Annotated in this window: 11 protein-coding genes; 8 read left to right on the plus strand and 3 right to left on the minus strand. The window is 61.8% G+C overall.

Annotated features, from left to right (window positions below; genetic code table 11):
- Position 1: 1 nt before the first annotated feature.
- The 8 genes from LCH64_RS08350 (at position 2) to LCH64_RS08385 (ending at position 9,133) form a co-directional block, all read left to right on the plus strand.
- Entirely contained in the window at positions 2–1,225 is a 1,224-nt protein-coding gene (locus LCH64_RS08350; RefSeq protein WP_103484585.1) for a pilus assembly protein N-terminal domain-containing protein, read from the plus strand.
- Positions 1,222–2,412, plus strand: a complete 1,191-nt coding sequence (locus tag LCH64_RS08355; RefSeq protein ID WP_226499951.1) for a pilus assembly protein — start codon at positions 1,222–1,224, stop codon at positions 2,410–2,412. Before LCH64_RS08350 ends, LCH64_RS08355 begins: the two co-directional genes overlap by 4 nt.
- A complete protein-coding gene (locus LCH64_RS08360) occupies positions 2,409–3,677 on the plus strand; it encodes a CpaF family protein (RefSeq protein WP_103484583.1) in 1,269 nt (422 codons plus the stop codon). The genes LCH64_RS08355 and LCH64_RS08360 overlap by 4 nt, the downstream gene beginning before the upstream one ends.
- 18 nt (positions 3,678–3,695) lie before the next feature.
- Positions 3,696–4,580: a type II secretion system F family protein gene (locus tag LCH64_RS08365; protein WP_226499952.1), complete on the plus strand. Its 885-nt coding sequence runs from the start codon at positions 3,696–3,698 to the stop codon at positions 4,578–4,580.
- 1 nt (position 4,581) lies between these two features.
- On the plus strand, positions 4,582–5,466 hold the full coding sequence (locus LCH64_RS08370; protein ID WP_103484581.1) for a type II secretion system F family protein: 885 nt from the start codon (positions 4,582–4,584) through the stop codon (positions 5,464–5,466).
- Positions 5,467–5,489: 23 nt separating this feature from the next.
- Complete coding sequence (locus LCH64_RS08375) at positions 5,490–6,212, plus strand: tetratricopeptide repeat protein (protein ID WP_103484580.1); 723 nt, start codon at positions 5,490–5,492, stop codon at positions 6,210–6,212.
- 17 nt (positions 6,213–6,229) lie between these two features.
- Positions 6,230–6,502, plus strand: coding sequence for a DUF3613 domain-containing protein (locus LCH64_RS08380; protein WP_103484579.1), 273 nt, complete (start codon positions 6,230–6,232; stop codon positions 6,500–6,502).
- Positions 6,503–6,730: 228 nt separating this feature from the next.
- Positions 6,731–9,133, plus strand: a complete 2,403-nt coding sequence (locus LCH64_RS08385) for an autotransporter outer membrane beta-barrel domain-containing protein (protein ID WP_226499953.1) — start codon at positions 6,731–6,733, stop codon at positions 9,131–9,133.
- Positions 9,134–9,302: 169 nt separating this feature from the next.
- On the opposite strand, the gene LCH64_RS08390 is transcribed toward LCH64_RS08385, so the two are convergent.
- The 3 genes from LCH64_RS08390 to LCH64_RS08400 all read right to left on the minus strand — a co-directional run bounded on the left by LCH64_RS08390 (position 9,303) and on the right by LCH64_RS08400 (position 13,832).
- A complete protein-coding gene (locus tag LCH64_RS08390) occupies positions 9,303–10,973 on the minus strand; it encodes a POTRA domain-containing protein (RefSeq protein ID WP_226499954.1) in 1,671 nt (556 codons plus the stop codon).
- 134 nt (positions 10,974–11,107) lie between these two features.
- Positions 11,108–12,673 (minus strand): collagen-like triple helix repeat-containing protein, encoded by a 1,566-nt coding sequence (locus LCH64_RS08395; protein ID WP_226499955.1) that lies wholly within the window; start codon positions 12,671–12,673, stop codon positions 11,108–11,110.
- A gap of 304 nt (positions 12,674–12,977) precedes the next feature.
- The gene (locus LCH64_RS08400; protein WP_226499956.1) at positions 12,978–13,832 is read right to left on the minus strand and encodes a MaoC family dehydratase; all 855 of its coding nucleotides are present in this window, start codon (positions 13,830–13,832) and stop codon (positions 12,978–12,980) included.
- Position 13,833: the final 1 nt, after the last annotated feature.

Genomic DNA, 13,833 nt, shown 5'->3' on the forward strand with positions numbered 1-13,833 from the left:
CATGCAGAGTCGATTCAGGCCGCTATTAAAACCTGTAGTCCGGGCCTTGATACTGATGGGACTGTCGATGAACGCCGCCCTCGCGGCCACCGGCAATTGCTCGGCCCTTGGCCGTATGCCGCCAGTGATCGAGATCGGCGAAGGCTTCCAGCAGGACATCCAGTCGCCGGTGGCAATCACCCGCGTGGCCATCGGCGACCCGAAAATCGCCGATGTGCATGACACCGGCAGCGCCTCGTTTTTACTCACCGGCGTAGCGCCCGGCGCCACCAGCCTGATGGTCTGGACCTCGTGCTCCAGTGAGCCGCGCCAGAGCATGGTGTTCGTTCAAGGCAGTGCCACCGCCGCATTGACCAGCGCCAGCCGGATGCCTTCCGATGATCCGACGCTGCCCTCGCAAGTGCAGACCGACATCCGCTTCGTCGAAGTCAGCCGCACCAAACTCAAGGAAGCCACCGCTTCGCTGATCGGCACTCGCGGCAATTTCCTGTTTGGTTCGCCCGGTACGTTGCCACCGATCGACGGCGTGCCGACGCCGAGACTGCCGGTGGATAACGGCCTGTTCAATTTCTCGTGGATCGGTGGCAAGACCATGGCGATCATCAACGCCCTGGAAACCAGCGGCTTCGCCTACACGCTCGCGCGGCCGAGCCTGGTGGCATTGAGCGGGCAGAGCGCAAGTTTTCTGGCTGGCGGTGAAATTCCGATTCCGGTACCCAGCGCCGGCAGCGATAACGTGTCGATCGAATACAAGGAGTTCGGTATCCGCCTGACCCTGACCCCGACCGTCATCAGCCACGACCGCATCGCGCTGAAAGTCGCACCGGAAGTCAGTGAGCTGGATTTGAGCAACGCCGTGCAGATCGCCGGTACCACGGTGCCGGCCCTGACTATTCGCCGGACCGACACCAGCGTCTCGCTGGCCGATGGCGAAAGCTTCGTGATCAGCGGCTTGATCAGCACAACCAACAGCTCGCAGGTGAACAAGTTTCCGGGGCTGGGCGATATCCCGGTGCTCGGCGCGTTTTTCAAAGGCTCGCAGATCAAGCGCGAAGAACGTGAACTGCTGATGATCGTCACGCCGCATCTGGTGCAGCCACTGGCGGCGAACGCGCAACTGCCATCGCTGCCGGGGGAAAAACTGCGCAACTACGACCCGAATTTCTACCGCATGTTTTTCCTCGAAAACGGCAATTTCGACAAACGCAGCGGGTTGTCCCAATGAGCCAGAGTCTGAGCCAGACCTTTCTTGCGATCACCCGCAACAACACCGATCTGGAGTGGCTGCAAGGCGCGCTCGCGCCGCTGGGGCAAGTGGTGAGTGCCGGGGCCGGAAGCCTGGATGAATTGCTCGCACTGGTCGACGTCACCTTCGCCAGCCTGGTGTTTGTCGGCCTCGATCGCGACCATGTGGTGGCGCAGAGTGCGTTGATCGAAGGCGCGCTGGAAGCCAAACCGATGCTCGCCATCGTCGCGCTCGGTGATGGCATGGACAACCAACTGGTGCTCAATGCGATGCGCGCCGGCGCCCGGGATTTCGTCGCCTACGGTTCGCGGGCCAGTGAAGTCGCCGGGCTGGTGCGGCGCCTGAACAAACGCCTGCCCCCCGTGGCGGCCAACACCCAGTTGGGGGGGCTCACCGTGCTGTACGGCACGCAGAGCAATTCCGACGGCGCGCTGCTGGCCAACCATATGGCGCTGGTGGTGCAAAAGAGTGGGCAGCAGACGCTGCTGCTGGATCTTGGGCTGCCGCGTGGTGACAGCCTGGCGCTGCTCGGGCTCGAGAGTTCGTTTCACTTCGGCGATGCCTTGCGTCACCTGCGCAGGCTCGACGCGACGCTGATCGACAGTGCCTTTACCAGCGCTGAAGCGGGCCTGCGGATTCTGGCTTACGCCAGCAGCGACGAGCCGCTGGAAAACACCAGTGCCGCCGAGCTGTACATGTTGCTCAGCGCTTTGCGCCAACACTTTCAGCACATCGTCGTGAACCTTACCGGACAATCCGACAGCGAAGCCTTGCGCACGTTTGTCAGCCACTGCGACAAGCTGATCTGGTACACCGATCAGAACGTGCTCAATTGCCGGCGCAACCTCGCTGTACTCAACTTGTGGCGCGAGAAGGGCATGAAGCTCGACCACGCACGTTTGCTGGTGGACGGCTATCTGGGCAGCGTGGCCCCGGATGCTGAAACCCTGGGCAAAACCTTCAACCTCGAAGTGATCGCGGTATTGGCTGCCAACGCCGAAGTGCGCCTGAACGCCAAGAATCAGGGCGTCAGCCTGTTCGAACTGGCCCCCAGGGAAAAACTCACGCAGAGCCTGCGCACCCTCGGCGAGCGCCTGGCCAAACGCTCCGAAGGCCTGGCCAAACCCAAGGTCACCTGGTTCGACCGCTTGCGAGGCACCTCATGAGCGCGGAAAAACTGTTCGGCGCGGTGCAGCATGGCGCGGTCGGCAATACCGATCACGAAGGGCTGAAGCTGGTCCTGCATCGCTACATCATTGACGCCATCGAAGAGTCGGGGAAAAACCTGCTGGAGGGTTCGCGCCAGTTGCTGGCGCAGTTTGTCACCGACAAGGTCGCTGAATACATCGCCCGCCTGCACCTGGCGATTTCCCGTTACGAGATGGAGCGGCTGGCCGAAGAAATCGTCGACGAACTCACCGGTTTCGGCCCGCTGGAAGTGCTGCTTCGCGATCCGTCGGTGACCGAAATTCTGGTCAACGGCCCGCATCGGGTATTCATCGAACGCGATGGCGTGCTGCATCAGAGTGACCTGCGCTTCATCGACGCGCATCACGTCGAGCGGGTCATGCAGCGGATTCTCGCGCCACTCGGGCGCCGCCTTGACGAGTCCTCGCCGATGGTCGATGCGCGGCTGCCGGACGGCAGCCGGGTCAACGCGATCATTCCGCCGATCGCTCTCGACGGTCCGTGCCTGTCGATCCGGAAGTTTCGCAAGGACATGCTCAAGAGCAGCGACCTGATGGCGATGCAGACCATCGACCTGGCGATTTTCGAATTCCTGCAGGAGGCGGTAGGTAAGCGCTGCAACGTGCTCATCAGCGGCGGTACCGGCACCGGCAAGACCACGCTGCTGAACATTCTCAGTCAGTTGATCAACCCCCACGAACGTCTGGTGACCATCGAAGACGTCGCTGAATTGCAACTCGGCCACCCGCACGTCGTGCGCCTGGAAACCCGTCCGCCGAATGCTGAGGGCCACGGCGAAGTGAAGGCCAGCGACCTGATCCGCAACGCCCTGCGCATGCGTCCCGACCGGATCATCCTCGGCGAGATTCGTGGGGTTGAAGTGGTCGATGTGCTGACCGCGATGAACACCGGTCACGACGGCTCGATGAGCACCGTGCACGCCAACAATGCGCAGGATGCCTTGCTGCGTCTGGAGACGCTGGTGGGGCTGACCGGGCGCTCGATCGCCGAGCGCACCCTGCGCCAGATGATCTGTGCCGCCCTCGATGTGATCATCCAGCTGACCCGCATGCCCGACGGCCGCCGCTGTGTCAGCGAGGTGGTGGAAGTGGTCGGCATCCGCGAAGACGTCTACGTCACCAACACTTTGTTTCGCCTTGATCGGCGTACCGGTTTCGGCTTCCTGCGCGAAGCGGTCAATCCGGCGGGCGACAAGTTGCGCCACGAGACCCACCTGGGCTGACCGCATGGGACTTGCATCATGATCGGACCGCTCATTCTTATCCTGCTTTGCCTGATCCTGCTCGGGCTGTCGATCTGGCTGTTCGTGCACGGTATCCACAAGACTGGCAACGAACGGGTGCTCAATCGCCTCGCGGCCGGGCAGCCGCAACTGGCCGTGCAGAAGCCGACCTGGGTCGGGCTTGAACGGATGTTTCTGCGTGCCGGGCTTGGCCGTCCGACTGAGCGTTTCGGTCTGTGGCTGACCCTGTGGGGCGTGGCCACTGCCCTCGGTTATCTGCTGGCGGACTGGATCGGTTTGCTGGCGATGCTGCTGGCGCCACCGTTGATCTTGCGCCTGTACATTTCCTGGCTGTACCACCGGCGGATCAAACGCATGATCGAGCAGTTGCCGCAGCTGCTCGACTACACCGTGCGCAGTCTCAAGTCCGGTCGGACCTTGAGTGACGCCGTCATGGGCGGCATCGAATCGAGCGACGATCCGCTGAAAAAAGCCATGGGCCGGGTGCAGCGTAACGTGCAGTTGGGGGTCAATCTGCCGGACGCGGTCAGCGACTTTGCCGAACTCTATGAGCAGGACGAACTGCGCATGTTCGCCCTCGGCCTCAAGGTCAACCATCGTTACGGCGGCAACGCCAGCGAGCTGCTGGAGAACCTGATCAAGCTGATTCGCGAGCGTGACCAAGGCGCCCGGCAACTGCGCGCGCTTACTGGCGAAACACGCATGACCGCCTGGGTGCTGGGTTCGCTGCCGGTGATTCTGGTGAGCTACTTCATGTTGACCAACCCCGGCTACATGCTCGGCATGTGGCACGACTCCGGTGGCCAGACCATGTTGATCATCGCCGTGGTGTTGCAAGTGACCGGCTGCCTGGCGCTGTGGCGCATGTTGCGGAGTATTTGAAATGGTCTATCTCGCCGCTCTGATGCTGCTGCTCGGCGCGCTGTTGCTGGTGGTCAACCACCTGCTGACCGAGCGCCGCCGGGTGCGTCAGGTCAACCAGCGATTACAGGGCCAACTGGTGCGCGAGAACCGTTTCGGTAACTGGCTGCGCGCCTTGGGCAACAGCCGGTTCGGCCAGCGTTCAGTCAGCATCGACAGCGAAACCCAGACTCTGCTCAGTCGCCTGGGCTGGCGCCGCGCCAGTGAGCGCTCGCTGTTCGCCGCCTGCCAGATCGGCACGCCGCTGCTGGCGTTGGGGCTGGCGATCTTTCTGCAGGAAGTGTTTTTCCCCCACGCCGCCAACGGCTGGATCGTCCCGATGCTCGCCACTGGGGCCGGTTACCTGTTGCCCAAGCGGCTGTTGGCCTACGCCGCCGGGCGCCGGCAGAAAATCATCGCCGTGGAAATCTCCACGTTCATCCCGCTGCTGCGCATCCTCTTCGAGTCGGGCATGGCGGTCGAACAAGCTCTGCGGGTGCTCAGCACCGAAGGGCAGAAATTGCTGCCGGAACTGACCAGCGAGCTACGCCTGATTCTGGCCCGGGTCGACTCGGGGCTGGAGCTGGGACAGGAATTGAACAAGGCCTCGGTGATGCTCGCGGTCGATGAGTTCACCGACACCTGCGTGATCCTGCAGCAATTGATTCAGCAGGGCGGCGGGGCGATGAAATCGCTGCTCGCGCTCAAACAATTACTCGACGACCGCCGCCTGACCCGGCTGCAGGAATACATCTCGAAGATGTCGGCGAAGATGTCGGTGGTGATGATGCTGTTTCTGTTTCCTGCCTTGCTGATCGTACTGGCCGGCCCGGGTTTCACTGCGATTACCCGGGCATTTGCAAACTGACGTGGGCTCATGGAGAGCGTTTGATGAAAGCACTGATTGTCGTGGCAAGTCTGTTGTTGCTCGGTGGTTGCGCCACCGACGGCCAGGCGCCGTGGTCGGCGATGCTCGCACCGACCACTTGCAGCAAGCTCGATTCCGAACAGGAGCTGGCGCTGAACCTGGCGGACGATCTGGCCAACGACGGCAAGCTGCACGCCAGTCTGGCCAACCTGCAGAGCCTGCCGGACAAACTGGCCGAAGTGCGGCTGCGCAAGGCCCGGGTTTACCGCTTGCTCGGACGCAGCGAAGCCGAACCGCTGTATCGCGGGCTGCTCGGCACCTGCCTGACGGCGGACGCCGAACATGGCCTGGGTCAGATCTATGCCGCCCGTGGCGACAACGGTCAGGCCCAGGCGCACTTGCAGCGCGCGGTGCGTCTGGCGCCGACCAATGAAAAAATCCGCAACGACCTCGGCGTGGTGTACCTCAATCAACTGCGTCTTGAAGACGCGCGGTTCGAATTCCTTACCGCCATCGAGCTCAAGCAGAACGATCAACTGGCCACGCTGAATCTGGTGAGCCTGCTGCTGTACCAGAACAACTGGCAGCAAGCCGCCGAAATTGTCAGTCGTGCGCACCTGACGCCGGAGCAATTTTCCGATGCCCAGGCCCGCGCGGAAAAACTCAAGGTCCCGGCCAAGGCTGCGCCACCCGCCGGCAATCAGGTGGCGGTGGTGGCTGACCCGCAACCGTCGACGCTCAAGTGACATTCCGGGAGATCACCATGAACTGCTTGCATCGCGTGTGCTGCCTGACTCTGCTGAGCCTGCCACTGGCGGCCCAGGCCATCGACGCCGGTCCGGCCTCGGCGCAGCAACAGGAAACCGAAGGCTGGCTGGTACTGCAAAGCCGTAACCAGGCCGCCTCGACCAAGCCGCAAACCGCCACGGCGGCAGAGCGCGAACAGGCTATGCAGCGCTGGTTGAAGAAGTACAAATACGAGATTCCGGATTTCTACGACCCGGATGCGGGCGGCAAGATCGAGACCAAGAACTAGGTTGATCGCAAAGCTCAAGCGCGCAGGAGACTACGGCCTGAGCGGATACTCTAAGTATTGCCCTGAAAATTGACGCCATCCCTTTGACTTTTGTGTGGTATCAAAATGATGGCTCATGTAAATTCCCCACGCCCGAACCAGGATGACCTGGGGGGGACGGTAGGGATGCCTGAATCATGTAATGAACCCTGCTGAAACTGTTTCTCATGTTTTGGAAGGGAATCCCACGTGACAATCGTTTGCCTGCGCCGCTCTGTCCTGGCGCTGTCCATCTCCGCCGCCGTTGCTTTGCACACCTCCATGGCTGTCGCCGCCGGCGCGAGCCTGAACCACGATCTGAGTGGCGGCCCGCTGACCAGTAATCTGCAGAACTGGGGGCTGATCACTCTGAGCGGTAACGGCGACATCGCTCCTGTTTCCCAAGTGAGTACGACCTACGGCGCACAGCTATCGGGAGTGACGGCGGATCAACTGCGCAACACCGGCAATATCCGGATTGACGGCGCCAAGTTCGGCACCGGGATCAGTCTGGGGAGCGCTGGAGTGGTGCCGACCAAAATCGCCGGCGCGCTGCTCAACGAAGGCTCTATTTCAGTTCACGGTCTGGCCGACGCTGGCACCTCCAGCGGTATTTCCGATCTCGGCAGCACGCTGGGCAACTCATTGGTCAATAGCGGCAGCATCGACGTCAGCGGCCAGACTGCCAGCGGCCTGTCGCTGGTACATACCAGCATGACCGGGCTCAGCAACCGAGGCACCATCAGCGCAAGCGGTACCGACGCATTGGGCGTTTTGCTCGACGGCGCGACGCTGAGCCTGTCGGTCAACAACACGGGGACTATCCGTGCAACCGGTGCCAATGCCGAGGCATTGGTATTCGAGGGGGTCAAGTTCAGCGGCCCAGTAGGTGCCAACGCCACCGCACTATGGAACGGCGGAACCATCTCCGGCGAGGATATCGGTGTGCATGTCAGCGACCAGGCCAGTGGCGCCCTGCCTTTCGGCATCTATCAAATGAACGGGTTGATCGAGGGGGGCAAGGCGGCGATCCAGGTCGATGACGGCGCGAGCTATTTCTTTTTCTATGGCGGCGCCGTGAAGGGTGATCTGCTCGGGTTGTCCGGGGTCAAGGTTGACGGCGATGCGACTTTCGACGGCTCAACCATCCGCTCCGGCTACGTCACCATCGAAGAGGGCACGCTGACCCTGATGAAGCCTCACACCACCTTCATCGGCGATTTCGATATGGAAGAGTCCAACTCGGTGCTGGAGATGTACCTGGGCAACGACACCAATCCGGCGCTGCCGGTGCTGAAAGTCACCGGCACCACCGATATCGCGCCCGGCGCGCAATTGCGCCTGCTGGCTCGCTCCAGTGATTTTCGCGTAACCCCCGGCGGTACCCGCTACACCCTGATCAGCTCGGGCAATCTGGTCGGTGGCAACAACCTGAGCGTGACATCGAGCTCCGCGCTGCTGGACGTCAAGAGCTTTGGCGTGGTCGGCAACGACATCACCAGTGTGGTGACGACCAAGTCGAGCGAGGAACTGGCCGAGAACACCCTGGCGGTCGGCGGCAGTGGTAATGCGGCGACGAAGGTGGGGCATGTGTCGGCGCTGCTGGCACGCCTCGACGAGCAGGATCCGGTATTCCAGGCCTTCGCCAATGCCGGCACCGATGTCGAGCTGGCGCGACTGGGTGAATCCCTCAACCCGGATGTCAGCCGCGGTGTACTTCACGCGGCCACCAACAGCCAGACGCTGGTCTCGAGCGTGATCAGTGATCGCTCCAGTCGCGCGCGCTCAGCCACCGGAACCCCAGAAAAAGGCGTGTGGTTGCAAGCCCTGAGCAGCGATGCCAATCAGGACGAGCGTCGCGGTGTCGCCGGTTATGACGCCGACAGCCACGGGATCGCGGTCGGTGCCGATGGCCAGTTGAATGCCGACACCACGCTGGGTCTGGCCTACAGCTACCTCGATACCGATGTGAAGTCCGATCTGGGCAACAAGACCCAAGTCACTGGTCATGCGCTGACGTTGTACAGCAACTGGGTGCATGACAACTGGTTCGTCGACTCGTCGCTGATGTACGGCTGGAACGACAACGAATCCAAACGTTACATCGCCGGCACTCGGGCCAAGGCGGATTACGACAGTGACGTATTTGGCGTGAGCGCATTGGCCGGTTACAGCCTGCGGCTGATGCCTGATGTGGTGCTGGAACCCCAGGTCGGCGCACGCTATGCCAATGTGGGCATGGATGCGTATCGGGAGAAGGGCAGCTCGGCGTCGCTGAATGTCGGCAGCCAGCGTTACGAAGTCGGTGAGATGGGCGTCGGTGCACGTCTGGCTGCAGCGTTCGACGTTGGCAGCGGTAGCCTGGAGCCGGAAGCCAAGCTAATGGCCTGGCATGACTTCATCGGTGACAAGGTCAGCACCACTTCGGCCTTCGTGCTGGGTGGTGAGTCGTCCGTCAGCCGCGGTACCACACCGGTGCGTGACAGTTATGAACTGGGCCTGGGCGCCAACTACCGGATGGGCGCGTGGAGCGTCGGCGGTTCTTACAACTATCTGACTTCGAGCGGTTTCGACTCCGACAGCTTTACTGCGAAGGTGCGTTACGCGTTCTGATCCACTTCGCGTAAAACCTGTGGGAGCGAGCCTGCTCGCGAAGGCGTAGTGTCAGTCGGCAAAAATGCTGGCTGATCCACCGCTTTCGCGAGCAAGCCCGCTCCCACAGGGATGTGCGCTGCAATGTGAGAGCAAGCGGTCTGTCCGCTCAGTTGATTGATCTGACTTCCTACAGCTGATAGCTGAAACTGATGCTGTACCTCATCCGCCGGTTGTGGGTGTCCAGCGCTTCATCGGACATTGCCTTGGCCGCCTCCAGCGCAATGTTGTAGTACTTGGCATCGCCGAACCGCAGGCCGACGGCCGCCGAGGACAGGTCACTGCTTTGCACCGCCAGGCTGTTGAACCAGGTTTTCGAACGGTCCAGCACCACGTACGGCTGCAGGATGCGCACCCAGTTGCCGTCGCGGTTGAAGCTGTAGTTGACCTCGTAAGCCGCCCCCCAGCCCTTGTCCCCCGACGCCTGATCGTCCGGGTAGCCACGGCCGAAATTCTGCCCGCCGAACACCGCACGCTCACTGTCGGGCAAGGTATCGTCGCTCCAGTACAAGGCTGCCGACAGCACGCCTTGCCAGTTGTCGAAGAACTTGTCGCTCTGCACGCCGGAGAGGCGCAGACGCAGGAAATTCAGGCCCAGCGCCGGGTTGTTGCTGTGAGCGCCCATGCTGTCCAGTCCCTGATAAACGCCGCCGCTGAGAATCCGCAGTTGGCGGGCATCGGTCTTGCGCCAGTCGCTTTCGAAAGCGAGGGCGCGTACGTCAGTCCGTTCCTCGATGCTCAATGGGTAGCCGACCACGTTGTAACGGGTGGTGCTATCGACCGCATACAGCCGCGCGCCGGCATTGAGCAGTTCGTTTGACGCTGCGATGAACGGGTGGCTGACACCAATGGAGTAACGGTCGTCTTCCTTGTGCGGCTTGAGTTCGAAGCCGTCGCTGGTGATCAGGCTGGTGCCCGGATCGGCACGGTAGCGCGAGGCAAACAGACTCAATTGGGTGCCTTCGCTGTTGAGGAACTGGTTGTAGTCCAGCCGGTAGTAATGCTCGTGATCATCCCCCGGCGGAAACAGACCGCTGAGGGTCAATTGTTCGCCCATGGATGTCTGGGAGTTGCTGCTGACTCCCAGCAACGCTTGCGTGCCGTTGCGATTGTCTTCGGTGGTGCTCAGGGTGCTGGTGAACGGTTTGCGACTGGCCTGGGCCACCAGGGTCGTGGCACCGTCGGTGGTGCCGGGCGGAGGCACCTGGGCCTGCACCGTCACTCCGGGAATGCGGGTCATCAGCGTGGTATAGCGCTCGAAGGTCTTGCGGGTCAGCGGCCGTTCAGCCTGGATTTTCGCTGCCAGTTTATCGAGCAGGCCTTTGACCCGGCCGACGTCGCCCTGCATCTGGATATCCCTGACGTAGCCTTCCACCAACACCACCCGCGCTACCCCGTCGTCGAACTTTTGTTGAGGCAAGAACGCGTAGGACAGTAGATAACCGTCCTGTTGGTAGCGGCGGGTGATGTTGCGGGTGGCTTCGATCAGGTCGGCAAGGCTGGTCTGGTGACCGATCAGGGGTTTGTAGATCTCGGCCAGTTCGCCGAGTGGATAGATCGTCCCGCCTTCAATCTGCACCGTCTTCAGGGTGATTCTGGTTTCCATCATCAGCGGCTGGGCACTGGCCGCGCCGGGTTCCGGCACTTGCACCGGGGTGGTGGCCGGGCGATAGGCATCGGCCGGCAGATTCGGCACGGGCAGATTGCGAATGGTTTCGTTGCTGTTGAGAAAGCTGGGCAGGGTGTCGGCGAAAGCGGCGGAACTGAGACTGAGGAACAGCAGGGATGCCATTACGCGCATAGGACACTCCGTGGTCAGGTCGCAGCACAGGGCTGTTTTTTTCCTAAGAAAAAAGCGGAAGATTCGTGGGAATCTTCCGCCCTCAACCAAGCGTAGGCGCTGTAGGTGAGGCCGTCGAATCGGCCAGGTGCAATTTAGCGTTTGTTGCCTCCAAGAGCGCCGGTCAGGCCACCGAGTACACCGCCCAGTCCGCCGGTTGCGGTGCCTCCAGTGGTGGTGCCGCCGCTGACCAGTCCGCCGACCGCACCAACGGTAGCGCCGACGTTACTGACCAGGCCTCCGACGGCCGTGGTGACCGGGTTGTTGGTGGCGGCGATGGTGGCGCCCACATTGCTGACTGCTCCGCCGACCTGGCCGGTGAGACCCGCGACCGGAGCGCCCAGACCGGTTGCCGCGCCGACGTTCTGGGTCAGACCGCTGACCGCACTGGTCACCGGATTGAGTGCTGCACCAACGCTATTGCCCAGACCCGCCAGTGGTGCAGTAGTGCTCGTGATCGGTGTGCCTGAACCACCGAGTACGGTGTTGAGCGAAGCGATGGTGTTGCCCAGCCCGCCAGCGGTGACACCACCGGCACTGACCACGCCGTTGGTATTACCGGCATTCAGGCCGGAACCGACGTTGAGCACGGCGCCGCCAACCGTTTGCAGCAGGCCGTTGTTACCCAGGCCTCCACCGAGACCGCCGCCCAATCCACCACCGGACGTGGTGCCGTTGTCCACCAGCCCGCCGGCTTTGCCAACTGCGGTGCCGACGTTGGTCAGCGCGCCGCCAACGGTGTTGGTCAAGGCGTTGCCGCCGCCAGCACCGGTTACCTGACCGCCCACGCCTTTGACGGCGCCACCGACCTGGCCGAGTACGCCATTGAGCGGAGCGCCAAGCCCGGTCGCATCGCCGACTTTGTCAGTAGTACTTTCAACCATCGCAATCACTGGCACCAGACCGTTGCCGACGCTTTTAGTCACCGAGCCTAGTGGGCCGGTGGTGGTGGCCAGACTCAGGGTGTCACCGAGCATAGTGACTTTTTCACCGACGCCATCGAGCACCGGAGCGACTTTGGTGACCACGCCGCCGACGACCGGAACACTGCCGGTGGCGGTCGCCAGTTTGCTGCTCAGATCCGAGACGCCAGTACCGACATCTGACACCACGCCGCCGACCGAGGCTGCGGTCACGCCCAGACCGTTGTCGACCGTGCCCAGTTTGCCGATGCCGTTGGCCACGCCATCACCCAGGGTGGTGACCACATTACCTGTGGTTTTGACTGCGCTTTGCACAACGCCGCCCACGACTGGAACGGTGCTCAAGGAGTCGCCGACCTGGCCGACACCACTGCCGACGCCGGCGACGGTGTTGCCGACATCCTGTACCAGAGTGGTGGTCACCAACGGGGTCGTCGTCGGAGTAGTTGGAGTAGTTGGAGTCGTTGGGGTTGTAGGTGTTGTAGGGGTTGTAGGTGTTGTCGGGGTGGTCGTGCCACCGGTTCCACCCGTACCCGCAGTATCACCTGTACCACCGCTGCCGCTTGTACCACCGCTTCCGCTGGTGCCGCCGGTACCGGCGCCTGCTGCTGCGCCATCGGAGGATGAACTGCCGGAGCTGCTGTGATGGCCGCCACCGCCGCTGCTGCAGCCAGCGAGGCCAAGGGAAAGGATCAATGCCAGAGCTGTTGCTGTTTTGCACAACACTTGAGTTTTCATGATTGAGATTCCTTGCACCTGTAACAACATTTCGTCGTTTTCGATGGCCCGCCGATCTGTCGCCGGCGATGCCTCGTCCGTGGTGTCAATCTCAATCGCGCCGCAGGTTTCGACCATTCTCAAGTTGGTATTAACGCCTTTATATATAAGGCGTAGCGCAGTGCCTAAGCACTAATACCCAGGATATAGAGGCGTAAAAAAAGGCCTTGAAAATCAAGGCCTGGAGTTTTTCAGAGGACGGTGCCAAGCGCGGAAAAACTTAAGTGATATACACACAATTTACAGGCTTGCCCCGGGGTGAGGATCAGGCAATTGGTTGCCACTGACCGACCATGTGCTCCAGGTCGCCTGCACCGATCAAACGCAGTTCACCGCTGGAGCCTGCTGCACTCGCCAGCAAAGTCACCTCACTGGGTAAACGCACCGGTTTGTGAAAAAACACGCTGACCTCAAGGTTGGCCTTGGGCAGGTGATCACTCAGCGCTGCGAGCGTACGGGCCTTGTTCCACAAACCGTGAGCGATGGCCGTGGGGAAGCCGAAGAGCTTGGCACTGGCGGCGCTCAGGTGAATCGGGTTGTAGTCGCCCGAGACTTTGGCGTATTGCCGACCGATATCGGCCGGTGCTTTCCACTGCGCAACCTGCGTCAGGATCTGCGTGGGTTCCCAGCGTTGCTCGACGGGTTCGCCGTCGAGTTTCACGCCGCGACAGAGCATCTGGCTTTCCGCTTCCCACAGCGGCCCGAGTTGATCATCGAGAGTGGTCAGCACATCGAAGGTCGCGCCTTTGGGATGCGGCTGCAGGTTGTGCACCCGCACACTGACTTGCGCGCGACTGATCCCGCCCATCGGCCGCAACACGCGAATGCGGTTGCTCAGGTGAATCAGCCCCAGCAGCGGGAATGGAAACTCCTTCGCTGTGAGCAATTGCATCTGCAGGGCGAACGCGAGGATGTGTGGATAAGTCGGCGGCAGCAGTCCGTCATCGGTAAATCCACAGACCTTGCGATAGTCCGCCAGCCGCTTGCCGTCGATGTCGATCCAACAGCGCAAACCGCTGTCGGGCAGGGTGGTGCCGGTGATCTTGCGTCGTGTAGCGGCCCGCGCATACAGGCCGGGCAGATTCGGTTCGCGATCCAGCGTGTGCCATTCGATGCTCATG

The sequence above is a fragment of the Pseudomonas sp. MWU16-30322 genome, assembly GCF_020515535.1.
GTDB classification, from domain to species: domain Bacteria; phylum Pseudomonadota; class Gammaproteobacteria; order Pseudomonadales; family Pseudomonadaceae; genus Aquipseudomonas; species Aquipseudomonas fluorescens_H.